At 64.9% G+C, this 17944-nt stretch carries 19 protein-coding genes; 9 read left to right on the forward strand and 10 right to left on the reverse strand.

Translation table 11 applies throughout. The features are described from left to right. Window positions 1–100 precede the first annotated feature (100 nt). Together AArcCO_RS02060 and AArcCO_RS02065 are read left to right on the forward strand one after the other, a co-directional pair. Window positions 101–1282: a M24 family metallopeptidase gene (locus AArcCO_RS02060; RefSeq protein WP_259534733.1), complete on the forward strand. Its 1182-nt coding sequence runs from the start codon at window positions 101–103 to the stop codon at window positions 1280–1282. After that, entirely contained in the window at window positions 1275–2429 is a 1155-nt protein-coding gene (locus tag AArcCO_RS02065; protein WP_259534734.1) for a dipeptidase, read from the forward strand. The genes AArcCO_RS02060 and AArcCO_RS02065 overlap by 8 nt, the downstream gene beginning before the upstream one ends. Window positions 2430–2484: 55 nt before the next feature. On the opposite strand, the gene AArcCO_RS02070 is transcribed toward AArcCO_RS02065, so the two are convergent. Genes AArcCO_RS02070 through AArcCO_RS02085 form a run of 4 tightly spaced genes read right to left on the reverse strand, consistent with a single transcriptional unit; the run spans window position 2485 to window position 6758 of the window. After that, the gene (locus tag AArcCO_RS02070) at window positions 2485–3378 is read right to left on the reverse strand and encodes an ABC transporter permease (protein WP_259534735.1); all 894 of its coding nucleotides are present in this window, start codon (window positions 3376–3378) and stop codon (window positions 2485–2487) included. Further along, complete coding sequence (locus AArcCO_RS02075) at window positions 3375–4211, reverse strand: ATP-binding cassette domain-containing protein (protein WP_259534736.1); 837 nt, start codon at window positions 4209–4211, stop codon at window positions 3375–3377. The genes AArcCO_RS02070 and AArcCO_RS02075 overlap by 4 nt, the downstream gene beginning before the upstream one ends. After that, entirely contained in the window at window positions 4208–6262 is a 2055-nt protein-coding gene (locus AArcCO_RS02080) for a NosD domain-containing protein (RefSeq protein ID WP_259534738.1), read from the reverse strand. The genes AArcCO_RS02075 and AArcCO_RS02080 overlap by 4 nt, the downstream gene beginning before the upstream one ends. A gap of 25 nt (window positions 6263–6287) precedes the next feature. Then, a complete protein-coding gene (locus tag AArcCO_RS02085) occupies window positions 6288–6758 on the reverse strand; it encodes a helix-turn-helix domain-containing protein (protein WP_259534739.1) in 471 nt (156 codons plus the stop codon). A 126-nt stretch (window positions 6759–6884) separates the two neighbouring features. Here AArcCO_RS02085 and AArcCO_RS02090 point away from each other — a divergent pair, with 126 nt between their 5' ends. The 3 genes from AArcCO_RS02090 to AArcCO_RS02100 all read left to right on the forward strand — a co-directional run bounded on the left by AArcCO_RS02090 (window position 6885) and on the right by AArcCO_RS02100 (window position 8956). Further along, window positions 6885–7040, forward strand: coding sequence for a preprotein translocase subunit Sec61beta (locus AArcCO_RS02090; RefSeq protein WP_119821616.1), 156 nt, complete (start codon window positions 6885–6887; stop codon window positions 7038–7040). 114 nt (window positions 7041–7154) lie between these two features. Beyond that, window positions 7155–8492 carry a hydroxymethylglutaryl-CoA synthase gene (hmgB, locus tag AArcCO_RS02095; protein WP_259534740.1) on the forward strand — a complete coding sequence of 446 codons (1338 nt, stop codon included), beginning with the start codon at window positions 7155–7157 and terminating at the stop codon, window positions 8490–8492. 92 nt (window positions 8493–8584) lie between these two features. Continuing rightward, the gene (locus AArcCO_RS02100) at window positions 8585–8956 is read left to right on the forward strand and encodes a thioredoxin family protein (RefSeq protein WP_259534741.1); all 372 of its coding nucleotides are present in this window, start codon (window positions 8585–8587) and stop codon (window positions 8954–8956) included. A gap of 15 nt (window positions 8957–8971) precedes the next feature. Here AArcCO_RS02100 and AArcCO_RS02105 read toward each other — a convergent pair whose 3' ends face one another. Further along, window positions 8972–9688, reverse strand: coding sequence for a helix-turn-helix domain-containing protein (locus tag AArcCO_RS02105; RefSeq protein ID WP_259534742.1), 717 nt, complete (start codon window positions 9686–9688; stop codon window positions 8972–8974). Window positions 9689–9882: 194 nt separating this feature from the next. On the opposite strand from AArcCO_RS02105, the gene AArcCO_RS02110 reads away from it, so the two are divergent. Then, a complete protein-coding gene (locus AArcCO_RS02110; RefSeq protein WP_259534744.1) occupies window positions 9883–12045 on the forward strand; it encodes a CHAT domain-containing protein in 2163 nt (720 codons plus the stop codon). Here AArcCO_RS02110 and AArcCO_RS02115 read toward each other — a convergent pair. Continuing rightward, the gene (locus AArcCO_RS02115; protein WP_259534746.1) at window positions 12042–12179 is read right to left on the reverse strand and encodes a DUF7503 family protein; all 138 of its coding nucleotides are present in this window, start codon (window positions 12177–12179) and stop codon (window positions 12042–12044) included. The genes AArcCO_RS02110 and AArcCO_RS02115 overlap by 4 nt on opposite strands. Window positions 12180–12410: 231 nt before the next feature. Here AArcCO_RS02115 and AArcCO_RS02120 point away from each other — a divergent pair, with 231 nt between their 5' ends. After that, entirely contained in the window at window positions 12411–13055 is a 645-nt protein-coding gene (locus tag AArcCO_RS02120) for a metal-dependent hydrolase (protein ID WP_259534748.1), read from the forward strand. A gap of 105 nt (window positions 13056–13160) precedes the next feature. On the opposite strand, the gene AArcCO_RS02125 is transcribed toward AArcCO_RS02120, so the two are convergent. After that, entirely contained in the window at window positions 13161–13796 is a 636-nt protein-coding gene (locus AArcCO_RS02125; protein WP_259534749.1) for a GNAT family N-acetyltransferase, read from the reverse strand. 112 nt (window positions 13797–13908) lie between these two features. Between AArcCO_RS02125 and AArcCO_RS02130 the strand changes: the two genes are divergently transcribed. Both AArcCO_RS02130 and AArcCO_RS02135 read left to right on the forward strand, forming a co-directional pair. Beyond that, on the forward strand, window positions 13909–15219 hold the full coding sequence (locus tag AArcCO_RS02130) for a cobyrinic acid a,c-diamide synthase (protein WP_259534750.1): 1311 nt from the start codon (window positions 13909–13911) through the stop codon (window positions 15217–15219). A gap of 50 nt (window positions 15220–15269) precedes the next feature. After that, window positions 15270–16841: a replication factor C large subunit gene (locus tag AArcCO_RS02135; RefSeq protein ID WP_259534751.1), complete on the forward strand. Its 1572-nt coding sequence runs from the start codon at window positions 15270–15272 to the stop codon at window positions 16839–16841. Between the two features lie 15 nt (window positions 16842–16856). On the opposite strand, the gene AArcCO_RS02140 is transcribed toward AArcCO_RS02135, so the two are convergent. The 3 genes from AArcCO_RS02140 to AArcCO_RS02150 form a co-directional block, all read right to left on the reverse strand. After that, the gene (locus AArcCO_RS02140) at window positions 16857–17099 is read right to left on the reverse strand and encodes a ferredoxin (RefSeq protein WP_259534752.1); all 243 of its coding nucleotides are present in this window, start codon (window positions 17097–17099) and stop codon (window positions 16857–16859) included. A 77-nt stretch (window positions 17100–17176) separates the two neighbouring features. Next, entirely contained in the window at window positions 17177–17434 is a 258-nt protein-coding gene (locus AArcCO_RS02145) for a DUF7123 family protein (protein ID WP_259534754.1), read from the reverse strand. Further along, a complete protein-coding gene (locus AArcCO_RS02150) occupies window positions 17431–17718 on the reverse strand; it encodes a DUF8028 family protein (protein ID WP_259534756.1) in 288 nt (95 codons plus the stop codon). The genes AArcCO_RS02145 and AArcCO_RS02150 overlap by 4 nt, the downstream gene beginning before the upstream one ends. Window positions 17719–17944: the final 226 nt, after the last annotated feature.

Here is a 17944-nt window from a genome sequence, read left to right on the forward strand (position 1 = left end):
TGGAAAAACGGAGCCACGACGATCCGGAACGCCGATCATCGAGCGGTCCCAGCTGGCCGCGTCCCGATAGTTTTTGCCGTCCGGGGCGTATTCCACGCGCATGGCGACCCGCGTTCCCCCCGAGGAGTTCCGCGCTCGACTGGCCGAGATCCGCGGCCGGCTGTCCGAGGCCGAGGCGGATGCTGCCGTCTGGTTCAACGCGACGAGCATCGAGTACGTCACCGGCTTTCATCACATCCAGACCGAACGCCCGGTCTGTCTGGCGGTGACGCCGGATCGCGTCGAAATCACGGTCCCACGGCTCGAAGTCGAGCGCGTCGAACCGAATCCCCGCATCGACGCGGTGCATCACTACTTCGACTATCCGGGCGGGAAACCCATCGAGACCGCAGTCGGGATGCTTCGGGAACTGGACGTCGACCACGTCGCGGCCGACTCCGACGGCGCCCCCGGCGTGATGGGATACGAGGGGCCGGCGCTGTCGGAGTTCCTCGAGGTCGACACCCAGGAGTGGATCCCCCGGATGCGGTGGGAGAAGACGGACGCGGAGGTCGATCTGGTCCGGGAGTCGGCCAAGTGGGCCAACCTCGGACACCGTTACCTCGCAGAGTACACCGAAGTCGGCGCACATCCAGCAACGGTGAGCCAGCGCGCCTCGATGGACGCCTCGCGGGCGATGTTGGACACCCTCGGCGATCGGTACGCCGTGCGGGTCCGCGGGAGCGGCCCCGTCCACGCCGGCTACATCTCCGGCGAGGAGACGGCACTTCCCCACGGCCACACCCCAAACGAACGGCTCTCCCGGGGTGACGTGCTCATCACCGGCGCCTCCGCGAACGTCGACGGCTACCACTCGGAACTGGAGCGGACGATGTTCGTCGGCGACTACACCGACGAGGACGCTCACTACTTCGAGCTGATGCTGGAGGCACAGACTATCGCAATCGAGGCGCTCTCCCCCGGCGTTCCCGTCGAGTACGTCGACAGACAGGTGTGGGAGTACTTCGAGGAACAGGGGGTGACGGAGCTGGCCCAGCATCACGTCGGCCACAACATCGGGATGGAAGGGCACGAGCCGCCGTACCTCGACCGCGGCTGGAGCGAGCGGTACGAGGGCAGTGCGACCGAACTCGCCCCCGGACAGATTTACACGATCGAGCCGGGGCTGTACACCGACGAGGCGGGGTACCGTCACTCCGACACCATCGCGATCACCGAGTCGGGGACCGAATGGCTGACCTACTATCCCCGCGATCTCGAGTCGAACGTCATCGATGGGTGAGGACACCGCCGGATACCGCATCGTCGACGGACACAACGACGTACTGTTACGCGTTTACGAGGGACTGCTCGACGGTTCGGTCGGCTCTCCGACGATCCCCGACGACGACGTCAAGTCGTTCCTCGAGGGCGATGACGACGTCAAGTCGTTCCTCGAGGGCGATGACGGCGTCGGATCGTTCCTCGAGGGTCGTGACGGACACGTCGATCTCCCGCGCGCGTTCGACGGCGGCTTGGCCGCCGGCTTCTTCGCCGCGTTCGTCTCGAACGACCTCGATCCGGAGTCGCCGGATCTGTCCGCGATCGACTTCGACGCCGGCGAGGTGCCGCCGCCGGTCGATCCATTGGTGGCGGCCCGCGCCACACACGACCAGCTCGCGTTGCTTTCCCGGTGGGCCGACGCACACGACCGGTTCCGGACCGTCGAGTCGATCGCGGATCTCGACGCGTGCCTCGTCGGCGACTGCCTGGGGGCGATCCCGCACGTCGAAGGCGCAGGCGGGATCGCGCCCGACCTGTCGAACCTCGAGGCTCTCGTCGACGCGGGGCTCCGGTCGGTCGGGCTCACCTGGAGCCGACCGAACGCGTTCGCCCACGGCGTGCCGTTCCTCCACGGATCGACTCCCGACCACGGTCCCGGCCTCACGGACGCCGGACGGTCGCTGGTCCGGGCGTGCAACGACCGGGGACTGGTCGTCGACTGTGCACATCTCAACGCGGCAGGCGTTCGTGACGTCCTCGCCGAAACGGAAGATCCACCGGTCGTAAGCCACACTGGAGTTCACGAAATCTGCCCTTCCTCGCGCAACCTGACCGACGAACAGCTGCGGGCGATCGCCGATGGCGACGGGATCGTCGGGCTCACGTTCGCGACCCGGTTCCTCCACCCGGACGGCGACGACGACCGGGAGCTCCCGCTTTCGGTCCTCCTCGATCACCTGGATCATGCCGTCGACGTCGCCGGCGTCGAACACGTCGCCCTCGGCTCCGACTTCGACGGCGCGACGGTGCTTTCGGCCGTCGATGACGTCGCCGGACTCCCCGGGCTGTTCGATGCGATCGAGGATCGGGGATACAGTCGCCGGGAGTGTGAACTGCTCGCCTACGGTAACTGGCGGCGGGTGCTGGCTGCGACCTGGGACGGATAGTCCTCCGGCTGGTTCGAAACGTCCGGGTCGATTCGGTCGTCGCAGGGGTCCGTTTTCATCGCAGCCGGAGTGCAGCCACCGCCACGGCAAGGGAACCGAGGAGCCAGGCGGAAAGCCCGGCGAGGCTCGCCGGGACCGAGGCCGTCTCCGGCCCCGCGCCGCCGGCGGCGGAGATCACGGTCTCGAACACCAGCCCGCGGAAGGCGCTCGCGGGGGACAGCGCCAGCGCGCCGTGGGTCGATTCACCGCCGAGGGCGCCGCTTGCGAGCCCGCCGACGATCGCCAGGTCGGCGACCAGTACGATCCCGACAACGGCCCCGACCGAAAGCGCGATTCCGACCCGGGCTGAGGTCGCCACCGCCGACACCGCGACGCCGACGGCAAGGGCGACCAACGCGTACAGCAGGGTCAACGCGGCGAGCCGGGCGAAGAGGATCGGGGAATCGGCCCCCGCGTGGGTCGCGAACACGGACGCCTCCGGCGCTGTCGACACCGACACCAGTCCGGCGACGGCCATGAACGGAACGAGTACGATCGCCGAAAGCGGGATCGCCCGTCCGAGATACGCGCCGAGGACGTGTTGCCAGGCGGCGACCGGATACGTCGACAGCACGTCCAGTTCGCCGCTTCGCGCGTCCGAACGCAGCGTCCGGTAGCCGAACGCCACCGCCACGACCGGTACCAACACCGAAAGCGCCGCGAGGAGGTCCGCGGTTGTCGCCAGATAGCTCGACTGATATCCCCCGCCGGCGTACGCCACGCCGACGATCGCGATCGTCAGCCCAGCGCCAAACAGGAGGCCGCCGGTGCTGCGCATCGCCGATCGGAGCTCGCGTGCGGCGACCGCCGCGATCGGTGCCGTTCGGCTCCGGCGACCTGTCGGCGGCGACTCGTCTCCCTGGCTCTGGAGACCGTCTTCAGCGTGGGTTTCTGCGGCCTCGTCGGTCATTGCTTTTCACCTTCCGATCCGCCGACGTACACGGTTCCGGCGGCGCCGGCGACGGCCGTGTCGTACACCTCGGCCAACGTTTCCGCCCCGAGTTCGTCCCGCAGTGCTGCGGGGGTTCCCGCGCGGACGACCTGTCCGCGGTCGAGCACCCCGATACGGTCGGCACGCCGATCGACCGCGTTCAGATCGTGGGTCGTCGCCACGACTGCAACCCCTCGCCCCGCGAGTTCTTCGATGGCGCCGAAGATCCGGGATCGCATCCCCGGATCTAGTCCGTGTGCGGGCTCGTCGAGGACGACCACCGGCGGATCCCCGACCACCGCCTGTGCGATCCCGAGAAGCTGACGCATCCCCCCCGAGAGTGCGCCGACGGGTCGGTCGGCGGCCGCCGAAAGCCCGACGCGTTCGAGATGCGCACGCGGCTTGGGCTCGGGAACACCGAGCACCGACTCGTAAAAACGAAGCGTCTCCGCGGCCGTAAACTCCGGCCGGAACGCCGGTCGCTGGGGGAGATAGCCGATCCGGCGCGGCCGATCCGGACCGTCGTAGCGTATCCGTCCACGTTCGGGAGGTTCAAGCCCCACGAGCAGCCGCAACAGGGTAGTTTTTCCCGCGCCGTTGGGGCCGATCAGGGCGGTGAATTCTCCCCTCCGAATTCCCAGCGAGACGCCGTCGAGGACGGCGACGTCGCCGTAGCTGTGAGTGAGATCTTCGGCGACCAGTGTCGGTTCGTCGATTGGTTCGACGGCCGGTTCATCGGTCGGACCACCGGCGGGTTCGTCGGTCCGACCACCGGTGGGTCCGTCGGTCAGATCGGGTTCCGATTCCGTCATCGTTCCTCCTCGGTTTCGTCTTCCGTTTCGTCCACGTCGCTGCCGGCTGTCGTCTCCGCGTTGTCGTGTTCCTCGAGCAGTCCCACGCGCTCCAGTAGCGCCGGGTTGGCAGGGGAGGCACGCGGAGCGACGTCGACGACGCCACCGGTTTTGAGGCCGGGAACGGCGTCGGAAAGCGATCGCAGCGCGGCCACAGCGGGGGACCGAGCAAGCGTCGCTGCCCCGGCGGTCCGCCCGAGCCGTTCGTCGACCGGATCCGTGGCGACGTACTCGCGTGACAGCGTCGCTCCGTCTCTGTGTTCGTCCGTCTCTCCAACGGCACCGAGCGCGCCGTCCCAGTAGTTCCCATTCCCGTCGTGGGTCCAGATCCGGAGGGGTCCGATCCCGCTCGCGTACACGTGTCGGTCGTTCCCGACGAAGTCGTTCGCGACGATCCGGTTCGTCGGAAGGATACTCGACACCCGCGCTCCCACGTCGTTGTTCGCCAGGACGTTGTGTTCGTACAGCGACGTCCGGGTCGCCGTCGACATCCCGCGATCGTTGTCGACGAGCACGTTTTCGGCCACGTAGACGTCGCTGCCGGAGGGAGAGATCCCCGTCGTGCTGTTTCGAACGTCGTTGCCGACGATCGCGTTCCCGGCGGGATCGGTCATGATCGTGATGCCGCCGAACGCGCCGCCACGAACGACGTTGTCGGCGATCAGCGCGTCGTCGGTGTGCATCAGGTGGACGCCGTACCGCATTCCGGCCATCGAGTTGTTCCGCACGACTGTCCCGTGAGAGCGGTGTGTGTACACCCCATCGCGGCCGCCGGCGAACGTCGAGTTCTCGACGACTGCGGGCGATCGCATCACCATCACTCCCATGAAGCCGTCGAGCCACTCGTCGGCGCCGCCGACGTCGGCGTTCCGGACGACTGCACCGGGGCTGTCCCGAAGGAGAATCCCGTTTGCGGGCGTGTCGACCTCGACGCCGGCGATCAGCACGTCCGCGGCGTCCACGGCGGCGATGCCGGCGTCCCCGTGGCCGTAGCCGAGTTCCACGTTGGCGTCCCAGGCGTCCGTCGGTACGGCGTCGGGATCCCGGGTTTCGTTGCCCACTCCCGAGACTGCCACGCCGGCGACGGCGACCCGGTCGGCGGCGATCTGAATCACCGTTCCGTTGCCGTCGCCTCGGACGTGAACTGGCTGTGTGGTCCCCGCCGTCTTCTCCGTGAGGTGTGTCGAATCTGCCCCCGTGGCGGTCCCCTCGACGCCGACGAGGGTGATCGGCCGGTCGATTTCGACGTGCTCCTCGTACGTTCCGGCCGGGACGACCACCGTCGTGTTCGGTTCGGCGACGTCCACGGCGGCCTGGATCGTGTCGGCGTCCTCGCCGACGACGACGGAGACGGGGCGAGTCTCCTCCTCGAGCAGTTCGGTCCGGGAGTCGACGTCGGCGTCGGCGTGTGCAGTGCGGTCGCTCACCGACTCGCGGACGCCATCGGCGCCGGTCTGTTCGTCGCTCCGTTCGAGCGCGGTTTCCCAGTCGACCACGTCGCCGCCGTAATCGTGGACGAACGCCGCTGCCTCGCCCCGGTTCGAGAACGGAAGGATCGTACCCCCGTCCGGGCTTCGAGCGTCGCTTTCGACGACGTAGACCGCCTCGTCTGCGGCGACCCATCCCGGCGTTCGCATGGGCGCAGGATAGCCGTCCTCGTCGAGACGGATCCCCGTCCCTGCATAATCGGTGACGTGGACGGCCATCGGGTAGCCGAACTGAGCGTCGTGTCCCGGCTGGCTACTCACGTCGGCGTACGTTCCGACACCGTAGTAGCCGGTGACGTACCGGTACTGCGAGTAAAACACCTGGACTTCGGGGAGGGAAACGTTTTCATCGAGGGTGGCGGTGGCTTCGCTCGTCAGTCCGACAGTGACTGTCTCGTCGAACGGAACCGGTTCGGTCTCCGCCGCGCCGGCGTCGACGACGAACAGTCCGAGTGCTCCGAGTCCGAAAAGCAGCGCCAGAACGATCCCGGCCACCGCGAGCGACCGGGAAGTACTCCACGACACACGTCCCTCTCGCGGAGCAGTGAGGTTAGCCCCTCTGGTACGGTTCTCGAACGCCCGGGTCGGAATCGACGTTGCCGTCTCGTCCCCCTGTGGCGTCTCGGTTCCTGTTTCCGCTCCCTGTTCGTTCCCCGTACTTCGTTTCGAACTCGTGTATCAGCCGACCCATCCGGGCGTACCAGTCGTTGAGCATCCGTCGGAGGTTCGAAGCGATGCGGTCGGGTTCGGCCGGCCTGTAGACGTGATAGTATCCGCCCTGGTCGTAGTTGATCTGCTCTTTGCTGAGGAACCCGGCGTCGTACAGCCGCTGGATGGAGCGATACACGGTCGATCGCTCCCGGTCGACCCGCTCGGCGACCTCGTCGACCGTAAGCGGCCCGTCGCTTTCGGCGATCGTCCGGAAACACCGCTCGTCCAGTGAGTTCAACCCGTGGAAACACTCGAGCAACCCCTCACACTCCAGCTCGTTTCTGAGGATCTCGGCCACGGAGTCGGACATGTCCATTCCGGTCTACGGCATCTGTTGTGAAAAGTATTGTGGATATAGAACAATACTATTTCGATCGTCGAACCGCGGGGGACACGGAACGAAACGTTTAGGCGGGCACGGACAGTAGCGATCCTTATGAGCGGCAATCAAGGCGGACTGATGTCGAGTGCCGGTCTCGTTCGGTACTTCGATGCCGAAGACCGGAACGCCATCACGATCGATCCGAAGACGCTGATCGCCTTCGCCCTCCTGTTCGGCGTCTTCGTGCAGGTCCTTTCCCTTACGGTCTGAACGACCCGTTTTCGCGTTTCTCTTTTCCGGCATCCCTCCGTCTCCTGTCCGGGTTCGACGATCGGCGTAACCCACATCGACACACCCTTATGGACGCTCGGTGAACCTTCGGACATGACAGCCGTCGGCATCGACGCCATCGAGATCTGGAGCGGCAACCTCAAACTCGACTTACCCGAGACGTTCGCGTCGGTGAAGGGGGAAGACCCCGACAAATATCGCAAGGGACTGGGCCTGGAAGCCTCCTCGTTCCCCGACGTGTACGAGGATATCGTCACGATGGGAGCGAACGCTTCGAAGCGATTGCTGGAGCGAAAGGGTCTAGAACCCGAGGACATCGGCCGGATCGACGTCGCGACCGAGTCGGCGTTCGACCACTCCAAACCGGTGTCGACGTACATCGCCGGCTGCCTCGAGCAGGTGTTTGAAGGCGACTTCAGGCACGCCAACAAGGGCGAGCGGAAGTTCGCGTGTGTCTCGGGCACACAGGCGATCGACGACGCGTACAACTGGATCCGGGCCGGTCGCAACCGGGACCGGGCCGCGCTCGTCGTTGCTACTGACACTGCGCTGTACGAACGGGGCGATCCCGGCGAGGCGACACAGGGGGCAGGCGCGGTCGCGATGCTCGTCGACGAGGATCCGGACGTCCTCGCGCTTTCGGACGAACAGGGGTTCGGCAGCATGGACGAGACCGACTTCCTGAAGCCGAACCAGCAGTTCCCGAGCGTCGACGGCAAGCGGTCGATCCAGGTGTACCTTTCCCGGATGCGGGAGGCGCTGGAGGACTACGAGTCCGTCGCCGGACGCGTCTACGAGGCGGACTTCGCCTACGCGCCGTTCCACACTCCGTTCCCGGGGATGGTTCGCAAGGCCGGCCTGCTGGCGTACCGTCACATCACTCGCGATACGGAGATCGAAGACCAACTCGCCGAGGAGATCGGTCGCCAACCCCGCGAGGACGAGTACGACTCCCGCGAGGAGTACGAGGAGGCCATTCGCGAGTACATGGACGCGCTGAAGGGCACCGAGCGATACCGGAGCTGGTACGCTGACGTCATCGAACCCACCCTCACGATCTCCTCGCAGGTGGGCAACTGGTACACCGGATCGGTTCACATCGCCCGTGCAAGCGCGCTGATGGCTGCCGCCGACGCGGACAGGGACTTCGAGGGCGAGCACCTGCTGATCGCTTCGTACGGCTCGGGCGCCCAGGCGGAGATCCACGCGGAGACCGTACAGTCCGGCTGGAAGGAGGAAGTCGAGGCGCTCGACATCGACCAGCAGCTCGAGAACCGCTACGACCTGACGTTCGAGGAGTACGAACAGATCCACAACGTCCACGACTTCGACAAGGACGTCGAGGTGGACGCGTTCACCCAGCCCGACGGCGAGTTCGCCTTCACCGGCTGGGGACGGATGAACGAGCGCAAGTACGAGTACGTCGAATAGTTCTCTCGGAATAGTTCTCTCCCGTCCCGGTGCAGCCTCGCACCGGTGCAGTCCCGCGTCGCCTTTTTATCTATGACTCGCCTACGTCGTCCATGACCGAAGACACGCCCTCTCGACCGATCGAGCTGCGAAACGGCGACGACATCGACGACCTCCTCGCGCGCGAGCCGCTCGTCCTGCTCGAGTTTTACACGAACAACTGCGGGATCTGTCAGTCGATCGAACCGGTTTTGGGACACGTCCACCGCGAGACGAACGTCACCGTCGGCGTTTGCAACCCGCAGACGGACATGGACCTCGTGGATCGGTTTTCGATCACGAGCGTTCCCACCCTCGTGCTGTTTTACGAGGGAGAGCAGCTGGCCACCCTGTCGGAGGGGTTCCAGGGGGCCGAGGCGATCCTCTCGTTCGTCCAGAGAAACCTGCCGGCGAACGCGACGCTCGAGGGGTCGATCGTCGGGTAGTCCGTTCGTCGATTTTCAAAGCTCCTCGAGGTTCTCGAGGATTTCCTCGATATCGCGCGTCGAGACGGCAAGCGAGAAGCCGTCGACACGCGCCAGATCGGGCGCGTACTCCCAGAGATCCTCCTCGTCGATCCCGTGAAGTACCACCGCGTTCGGGGTCGGATTCACGACTCGCATCGCCACGAGCGGCGACTCCCCGCGGGTGACCCCCGTGAACACGAGCGCCCGGTTCGTCGACTGGCCGTACAGCCGGTAGAACTCCTCGCTGGAGAGCCGCGTGATCGCCGCGATGCTGTTGATGACGGTGTGGCCGTTGACAGTGTCCTGGTCCCCACGGACGATTTCAGTCGCACCCATCGCCTCGTACAACGTCGACAGCGGCAGTGCCGTGGTGTACTCCCGGAGATCGTAGACGACGTCGCTTTCGAAGCCGGCTGAGATGACTCTGGCGTACTGGCGGATCCGTCCGCCGCCCCGTCGCTCGTCGATGTCGAGAAGCGCTTCGACCATCCGCGAGACGACCCCGATTCCGGGGGAACTTCGCCGCCCGCTCTCGTAGTCGGAGATGACCGACGACGAGACGTCGAGCTGGTTTGCCAGCGCGGTCTGGGAGACGTCGAAGTCGGTCCGCCACTTCCGGAGCGTCGCGCCGGGATCCTCACTCAGGGTGATCTCGCCGGCGATCCGGCGGGCCAGATCCGCCCGGGCCGCCTCCCGGTCTCCGTTGTCCATACACGAGACGTTGCAAGCCGGGCCGAAAAGCGTATCGAACCCCGGGTTCGTCGCCCGTCGAAAGTGATATATAGATGACTATTCGTTCCGACGCCGGTTGATTCTTTACACTCCGCCCAGAAGAGTCCGCAACGACGGTTCACACACCGTGGGGCGTCCACACCCGACCACGCCGGCGGGAAGTCCGAACGAGAATGAAAAAAGTACGATTTACTGACACGGATCGGGGGGTCGAAGCGGTCGACGACATCGAAGACCGTACCTTCGAGTTGCATCTCCCCGACGGAAGCGCGGTCGGGCCGGTCTCGGCGGACCGGTTCGCCTTTCCAGTAACTGCCGGAATCGAGGTAGAGGCGAGCCGGATCGTCGTGCCGGAGTACTTCGGGCTGTTCGTGTACGATCGGGACGAAGGGTCGTTCGTTCGAACGATCAAGCCGGCTACCGATGCATTCGTGTCGGAGGGTGCGTACGACGTCGACATCGGGGGCGCTCCACTGAAGATGTACCTCTCTTTCGAGGGCGCATTCGACGTCGTCCACCGTTCGGAGGGTGCGGAGCCGGGTACGGTACTCGAATTCGACGGAAATCGGTCTGTCCGGATCGGTGCGCGGTCACTTCACTCCAGTCCGGCCGGAACGATCACCACGACCGAATCAGTCGAGGACCTGATGACTGCGGTCTCCTCGTTCGGCTCTGCAATTAAAACGTTCTCGCCGGAGCGATCGTTTCCCACGCTCCGCGGTCACCCGCCGCGGCTCGAAGTCGGCGAGGAGTTCTCCGCTCCGCCGGGCATCGAACCGCCGGAGACCGGCGTCGAGATCGCAGTCCCACCCGACGTCAAGTCGGTGTACACGGTCGCTTCGCTTTCGTACTATCTCGGCGCGAAGATCGTTCCCGGTTCGGAGCCGGCGATCCTCGCGAACGGGGATCGGTTCCCGTTGACGGGCGAGAACGCCCCCCGGAACGCCCGGGCGCTGATGGACGGCGCCGCGGGGGCCCTGGAGCGGCAGTTCGCCCTCGACTGCGTGGTCCGGACGGCGGGGCTTTACGACGTGGATCTCAGGGAAACACAGCGATTGATCGAACGCATCGACGTCGATCTCCAGCATCTGTACGATCTTCCGCTTCCGGATCGGATCGGCGCGTACTTCGAGGTTCCCGGACACGTCGTCGACGACCTCCTCGAATGGCACTCGACTACTGACATCGTACCCTCGTACCGGTTCGCGAAGTTCCTCCCGTACGCAGTGGCGGAACTCTCGCAAATCCGGAGTTACGATCCGTCCAGGGCCGACGAGGAACTGACTGCCTCGAGCGCGAACACCGGGGACTTCTTCCGGACGACCGACCGAAACGTCACGGAATCGGACGCGGACGGGCCGCGACCGGCGCTCGGCATGGGATCTCGTTCGGCCGACACTTCCGAACGACGCAGACGGAACCCGAGCGAAGTAGTGTCGCCGCCGGAGGTCGATACGGATACACACGTGTGGATCGCCGACCAGTATCCGGTTCGGGCAGGGAAACCGACGCTGGAGTCACTGGAACGACGTTTCGAGTCGAAGCCCGAAAAGGAGGAACCGGAATGGATCCGGATCCTGGTCGTCTGTAACGATTCGGAGATGCGCGAGGAGAGCGAGGACCTGTACGGGTTCCGTGACTTCTTCGAGTTCGATATCGACGTTCGGTACGATCTCTCGACGGACGAACTCCGCGAGGCGTTGCACGAAGAATTCGACTTCTTTCACTACGTCGGTCATGTCGACGAGCAGGGGATGCGGTGTCACGACGGTTGGCTCGACCTCCACGACCTCGAGTACACCGGCGTGGAGTTGTTCTTCCTCAACGCCTGCACGTCGTTCTCTCAGGGTCGGGGGCTCGTCGATGCCGGCAGCCGCGGCGGCGTAATCACACTTGCGGAGGTGTACAACTCGCTTGCAACACGGTTCGGCAGGCGGCTCGCCCGATTGCTGGACGCCGGCTTCGACCTGTACGGGGCGTTGGCGGCGGGGCGAGACAGTGTCATCGGCGGCGGGATGTACGGCATCATCGGTGACGGTCGCGCGTCTCTGTGTTACAATACAGATGGGGTTCCGACGCTGTATCGGGTCGAACGGATGGGAGAAGACGACTTCGAGATCACGCCAATCTCGTATCCCACATCGAATTACAATGTTGGTACTATGCTGACTTTCATGTATGAGAAAAATGAGATAATGCACATCGGATCCGGTACGGGTGTGCCTTATACACTTCCGGGCCAGGAATTGTCAGAATTCTTGTCGGGGAAATCAATACCCGTAGAAGTGAACGGCAAACTATACTGGTCTAACGAACTCGGTCCCTCTGATATCTAGGGACCTGGCTGAGGAACTGCGCCACTGTTCGCCACGACGCTCCCGGCCTGCGTCAACAGCAGGGTAATCGTGAACAGGACGCCGATCATCTTGGGGTGCTGTGCCAGGTATTCGCTGATGCTTGCTTCCGACATACATGAACTCCTTTTTCGGGAAATATTAAAATAATATTTAAATAAATCTGATCAAAAATAAGTTGTATTAAAGTGTGTAAAAATGAATGAACTACTCGTTGGTATGTTCGACGATTCAACGGGAATTTACAAATAACTGTGGGGTGGTACGGACGATCGAGGGGTTCGCTTCCGGTGTCGACGCCTCGAACCGGCCGAAACCCGGATATCCCTGCGGCCGTATTCCCGGACATGCCGCCGACCACGGTACACGTGGCGATCGCGGGGCTGATCGCCTGTGCCCTGCTGCAACACCACTTCGACACGAAGGCGATCCTCCTCGTACTGGTCGCCAGCGCTGCCCTCGATCTCGATGCGTTGCTGGCCGTCTACTGGTCGGGGACACATCGGGCCGCATTGCACAACATCTGGCTCCCGCTCGGGGCGTTCGCGCTGCTCGCGTGGGATGTGAAGTTCCGGGCGGAGTCGTTCGTGCTCTCTCGATGGGGGGAATACGGCTGGCGAGTCGGCTGGGTGACGATCGTCGCGATCACGTTCGGTCACATCCTGCTGGACGCCTTCTACAACGGCGTCAACCTGTTCTGGCCGCTCCACGACCAGCTGTACGATTTCTCCGGGGAGCTACTCGTTTCCGACCAGCGAGGGTTCGTGCAGGACGTGATCGACCTCGGGGACGACGGCACCACCCAGCGCGGCGGCTCCGGCGACGTCCACTACACGACCGCCGTCGACCCGTCACCGGCGCCCAGTCCCGATGAGGACCCCGAACGCGTGGCGTATCTCGCAGAGACCGGAGAACACATCCTGCTTACTGTCGTCGGATTCGCGGTCGTCGCCTATCGGATCTGGGAGCACCGGCGCGGCGACGGCGTCTGATACTGATTATTGTAGCGATTTACCGGTCGATCGGCCATCCGGCCCGCCGATCGTCCGGGTACGGCCGAGAATACTCAGTATGAGCCGGGTTCGGGTTTCCGGAAGCTACCGATCCCACTCGTAGCGTATTGCCGGTGGCTCCGCCATCGCGTCGACTGCCTCGCGCCACTCGGGTTGACTGATCGAGTACGCGATCTGATCGTGGACGCTCCCGTCGGCGTAGCTGATAGCGTTTCGGATCCGCCCCTCCCGCCGACCACCGAAGCGGTCGACGTACCGTTCGACTGCCTTTTGGGAGTTCTCGTTGTCGGGGTGATGTGTCACCCGAACGACGTCCAGATCCAACTGTCCCAGTGCCAGGTCCAGTAGTGCGCCCGCACGTTCGCGGGAGTAACCGCGACCCCAGAAGCGTTTGCGGAGCCAGATCCCCATCTCCGCCCGGCGGAGTTCCCACTCGATCCTGAGCCCGGAAAAGCCGGCGAGTTCGCCCGCGCCGGGCTCCCCGTCCCGGGGGCGGATCGCGTAGTCGGCGACGGTTCCCTCCTCGCGGCCGTCGACCCCGCCCTCCAGGAAATCGAGGGACTCTTTCGGATGAGCGTGTGGCTCCCAGGTGACGTGCTCGGTCACCTCTTCGATCGCGTCGCCGTCTGAACAGTACTCGTACAGTTCGAGGTAGTCGACGTTCTCCGGCGTCCGGGACTCGAGCCCGAGGCGCTCGGTTTCGATCCGTTCGGGGAACATACCTCCCGGTCTCGTTCGAGTATAAAAAGGATTGCCGCGGTGTGAGACACGTTATCGACTGATTCAAGTACATTTGTACAAACCACAGGGTAATGGAGAGCTGGCACATGCCATGAACGGAATCGTCATCGGCGGGGCACGCTCCGGGGTCGGAAAGACGGTCGCGACGCTTTCTGTGATTCGGGCGCTGGAAAACGCCGGTCGTGCGGTTCAGCCCGCGAAGGCCGGTCCGGATTTCATCGATCCGAGCCACCACGAACGCGTGGCCGGCCGTCCCTCCCGGACGCTGGATCTGTGGATGCAAGGCGAGGACGGGCTCCGGCGCAACTACCACCGGGGTGAGGGGGACGTCTGCGTCGTCGAGGGCGTGATGGGACTGTACGACGGCGACGTCTCCAGTACGGCCGCGGTCGCGGAGGCGCTGTCTCTCCCGGTCGTTCTCGTCGTCAACGCGAGCGCCGGCATGGAGAGCGTCGCCGCGACCGCGCTCGGCTTCCGGGAGTACGCCGACCGGATCGGTCTCGAGATCGACGTCGCGGGCATCATCGCACAGCGTGCCCACGGCGGCCGTCACGAACGGGGGATCCGCGAGGCGCTTCCCGAGGAGATGGCGTACTTCGGTCGAATTCCGCCACAGGAGGACCTGGAGATCCCGGACCGCCATCTGGGGTTGCACATGGGCGAGGAGTCCCCACTCCCGCAGTCGGCACTCGATGCCGCGGCAGACCACCTCGAGGCGGATCGGCTCCTCGAGACCGCGCGGGAGCCACCCCGGCCCGACACAGCCTCCCCCGTCTCGTCTCGGCCGTCCGGGGACGGCCCCAGCGTCGCCGTCGCCCGCGACGCGGCGTTTCGGTTCGTCTATCCGGCCACGATCGAACGGCTCCGGGAGGCCGGAGTGCTCGTCACGTTTCAGCCAGTCGCGGGCGACGACGTGCCCGACTGTGACGGCGTGTATCTCCCTGGCGGGTATCCGGAACTCCACGCCGAGGCGCTGTCGGGAAGTCCGGCGGTCGACCAGCTCGCCGACCGAGCGGCCGACGGGCTCCCCATCTTCGGGGAGTGTGGCGGGCTGATGGCGCTTTCCGAGACGCTCACAACAGCCGAGGGGACCGAACACGACATGGCAGGGATCCTGCCGGCGGCGGTCCGGATGCACGACCGATATCGGGCGCTCGACCACGTCCAGTTGCGCGCCCGGACGGGAACTCTGACCGCCGCGCCCGGCGAGCGACTCCGTGGCCACGAGTTTCACTACTCCAGCGCCGACGTCGCGGGTGACGCTAGCTTCGCGTTCGAGGTCGAACGGGGTGACGGCATCGCGGACGGGCTCGACGGGCTCACCGAACACCGGACGCTGGGGACGTATGCCCACGTTCACCCCGAAAGCGGCGCGTTCGATTCGTTCCTCGATCGGCTGTAGGCGTTTCCGCTCGTCTTTTGAGCCCCGCGCTCGAACTCCCTTCAAGCCGCATGACAGACTGGACTGAATCGTATCGTCCCCGCACGCTCTCGGAGGTTCGGGGCAACGACAAGGCCCGAGAGAAGCTCCGCGAGTGGGCGGAAAACTGGGACGACCACCGGGAGGCAGTCGTCCTGTACGGCAGCCCCGGCGTCGGCAAGACCTCGGCGGCACACGCGCTCGCGAGCGACATGGGGTGGAAGACCGTCGAACTGAACGCCTCCGATCAGCGCACCGCCGACGTCATCGAGCGGTTCGCGGGACGGGCGGCGAAAAACGCAACCCTCGCGGGCAGCGCGGCCGGCGGGGGCGCCCGCGGCGGCGACACCGCCTCCAGACAACTGGTGATCCTCGACGAGGCGGACAACATCCACGGAAACTACGACCGCGGGGGCGCCCGGGCGATCACTCGGCTGGTGAAGGAGGCCAGCCAGCCGATCGTGCTGATCGCGAACGACTACTACGAGATGTCCCGTGGGCTGCGCAACGCATGCCGGGAGATCGAGTTCAGGGACGTCTCCCCTCGATCGATCGTGCCCGTGTTGCGGAACATCTGCCGCCAGGAGAGCGTCGAGTTCGAGCCCGACGCGCTCCAGCGGATCGCCGAACGCAACGCCGGCGATCTCCGAGGGGCGGTAAACGACCTCCAGGCGATCGCGGAGGGTCGCGATCGGATCACCCTCGAAGCGGTCGTTACGGGCGACCGGGACCGGACGATCGGAATCTTCCCGTTCCTCGATGCGGTGTTGAAAGAGGAGACGCCCGAAGAGGCGCTCCGGTCGGGCTACGACGTCGACGAGACGCCCGACGACCTCGCAAAGTGGGTCGAGGGGAACGTCCTGAAGGCGTACGACACGGACGAGGCGGCCCGCGCCTACGAGTTCCTCTCGAACGCCGACGTCTGGCTCGGCCGGGTTCGCGCGAGCCAGGACTACTCCTACTGGCGGTACGTCACCGACAACGTCGCCGCCGGCGTCGCCGCCTCGCGCAACGGAACCAAGGGCGGCTGGACGCGATGGGGACGCCCGCAGTTCTGGCGGTCCTCGGACGCGACCGCAGAGGAGGTCGTCCGGAAGATCGCGGCTGCGAACGGCTCGAGCATGGCGACGGCCCGCCGCGAGATCCTGCCGTACCTCTCGGCGGTAACGCACCACTGCAAGCCACGGGAGCTCACCGTCGCGATGGCGGCCGCCTACGAGTTCGAGGAGAAACACGTCTCCGTTGTCACCGGTTCCGGCGAATCGACGAACAAGGTCCAGTCGATCGTCGAGGACGCCGAGAGCTTGCGGGAAGAGCGGATGGAGGATCACGCCGGGGGCGCGTTCGAAACCCGCCCGAACGCCGGCGACGACGAATCCGACGGCGAACGCGACGGTAGCGGATCAGCGGAAGAGGCCGACGAAAGCGCCGGTTCCGGCGGCGAAAACGCGACGCTCGATGAGCTCTCTACTGCGGACGAGTCGGACGACGCAACTGGGGGCGGTGAAAACGGGGGCGACGAAAACACGGACGCCGAAAATACGGACGACGAAAACACGGACGACGAAGACGACGGACAGCTGAGCTTCGGCGATTTTACCTGACGGCTGTCGCGGTGATCAGACGGTCTGTTCTCCGTCGTCGTCGAACACCGCGATCGCATCGACAGGACACACGCGTGCGGCAAATTCCGCTTCGAACTCTTCGCCGTCGGGAACCTCCAGGACGAACACCCCCTCCTCGGTTTCCTCGGCGCCGGGAAGATCGGCTTTTCCGTCGTCGACGTTCTCTTCGAACCCGCCCCACTCGTCGACACACTGGAACATTCCGATACAGGTGTTGCGATCGAACTCGATTCGCATTGTACAGGTGAACTCCGATCCCTACCAAGTTAGTTTCGTCGGGGGCGCCGGCGTCGATCACCGGTGTCGACCGCCGGCTAACGCGGCTCGACGCGCCAGGTCGTCGCGCTCGTATAGGACCACTTCTCGATCGTCAGATCGGGAACGCCTCCCTCTAGTTGGGCCATCAGCGCGCCGATTTCCTTCGGGGAGAGATCGACGTCGTCGGCGATGAACTTGCTTTTGAAGTAGAGCTCCCCGCCGGTGTCGGCGACCTCTTCGCGGAGGTAGTTCGCGAGCTTCCGGGCTTTCGGGGAGTCGGGAAGAGAGCTCGAGGTTGAGACGTGGGCGCTCATCGGGACTCACCTCCCCCGAGCGGTGGGGACCGGTTGTGGGCTCGTCCGTGGCCGATCAGAATGCAGGCGACGTGCAACGCGAGCAGGAGCAAAAACAGGTCGACCCGCTGTCCGGCGACGGACTCGTGTAACGCGAGGACGTACGCCAGCGGGAGCAGAATCGCACCCCAGAACGCGAGGACGCGAACCGTTTCGCCGAGGCGGCTGGCTGCGCTTTCCGCCATCGTCCCCGCGCTTCCGGGGACGGGGAATCGATCAGTGGAGGGTTGTGTGCTGCCGGACATTGGAGTTCACCTTCGTCACTGGAGACACGGAACCACGTCCCCATATAAACCCCCGAGCGTTGTCGTCGATTCGCCCGGTTTGTCGCCGATCGAACTCGTTTTCACGACTGTTTCCGATCTGTTCCACGTTTTAGTTCACTTCGACGACCATTTATTGCCGTTCCAAATGGCCTTAGAAGTTTTATAAAACTATTTGAGTCTGTTTTTCCTGGATCGGGCAGTCGAG

The sequence above is a fragment of the Halalkaliarchaeum sp. AArc-CO genome, assembly GCF_024972735.1.
Classification (GTDB): domain Archaea; phylum Halobacteriota; class Halobacteria; order Halobacteriales; family Haloferacaceae; genus Halalkaliarchaeum.

What these genes read in the sequence shown, in the direction of transcription:
- AArcCO_RS02065 (WP_259534734.1), top strand. Translation starts at nt 1,275, where the DNA reads ATGGGTGAGGACACCGCCGGATACCGCATCGTCGACGGACACAACGAC.
- AArcCO_RS02125 (WP_259534749.1), bottom strand. Translation starts at nt 13,796, where the DNA reads ATGTTCCCCGAACGGATCGAAACCGAGCGCCTCGGGCTCGAGTCCCGG.
- AArcCO_RS02115 (WP_259534746.1), bottom strand. Translation starts at nt 12,179, where the DNA reads ATGTCGGAAGCAAGCATCAGCGAATACCTGGCACAGCACCCCAAGATG.
- AArcCO_RS02090 (WP_119821616.1), top strand. Translation starts at nt 6,885, where the DNA reads ATGAGCGGCAATCAAGGCGGACTGATGTCGAGTGCCGGTCTCGTTCGG.
- AArcCO_RS02150 (WP_259534756.1), bottom strand. Translation starts at nt 17,718, where the DNA reads ATGTCCGGCAGCACACAACCCTCCACTGATCGATTCCCCGTCCCCGGA.
- AArcCO_RS02140 (WP_259534752.1), bottom strand. Translation starts at nt 17,099, where the DNA reads ATGCGAATCGAGTTCGATCGCAACACCTGTATCGGAATGTTCCAGTGT.
- AArcCO_RS02130 (WP_259534750.1), top strand. Translation starts at nt 13,909, where the DNA reads ATGAACGGAATCGTCATCGGCGGGGCACGCTCCGGGGTCGGAAAGACG.
- AArcCO_RS02085 (WP_259534739.1), bottom strand. Translation starts at nt 6,758, where the DNA reads ATGTCCGACTCCGTGGCCGAGATCCTCAGAAACGAGCTGGAGTGTGAG.
- hmgB (WP_259534740.1), top strand. Translation starts at nt 7,155, where the DNA reads ATGACAGCCGTCGGCATCGACGCCATCGAGATCTGGAGCGGCAACCTC.
- AArcCO_RS02060 (WP_259534733.1), top strand. Translation starts at nt 101, where the DNA reads ATGGCGACCCGCGTTCCCCCCGAGGAGTTCCGCGCTCGACTGGCCGAG.
- AArcCO_RS02070 (WP_259534735.1), bottom strand. Translation starts at nt 3,378, where the DNA reads ATGACCGACGAGGCCGCAGAAACCCACGCTGAAGACGGTCTCCAGAGC.
- AArcCO_RS02105 (WP_259534742.1), bottom strand. Translation starts at nt 9,688, where the DNA reads ATGGACAACGGAGACCGGGAGGCGGCCCGGGCGGATCTGGCCCGCCGG.
- AArcCO_RS02120 (WP_259534748.1), top strand. Translation starts at nt 12,411, where the DNA reads ATGCCGCCGACCACGGTACACGTGGCGATCGCGGGGCTGATCGCCTGT.
- AArcCO_RS02100 (WP_259534741.1), top strand. Translation starts at nt 8,585, where the DNA reads ATGACCGAAGACACGCCCTCTCGACCGATCGAGCTGCGAAACGGCGAC.
- AArcCO_RS02110 (WP_259534744.1), top strand. Translation starts at nt 9,883, where the DNA reads ATGAAAAAAGTACGATTTACTGACACGGATCGGGGGGTCGAAGCGGTC.
- AArcCO_RS02135 (WP_259534751.1), top strand. Translation starts at nt 15,270, where the DNA reads ATGACAGACTGGACTGAATCGTATCGTCCCCGCACGCTCTCGGAGGTT.
- AArcCO_RS02075 (WP_259534736.1), bottom strand. Translation starts at nt 4,211, where the DNA reads ATGACGGAATCGGAACCCGATCTGACCGACGGACCCACCGGTGGTCGG.
- AArcCO_RS02145 (WP_259534754.1), bottom strand. Translation starts at nt 17,434, where the DNA reads ATGAGCGCCCACGTCTCAACCTCGAGCTCTCTTCCCGACTCCCCGAAA.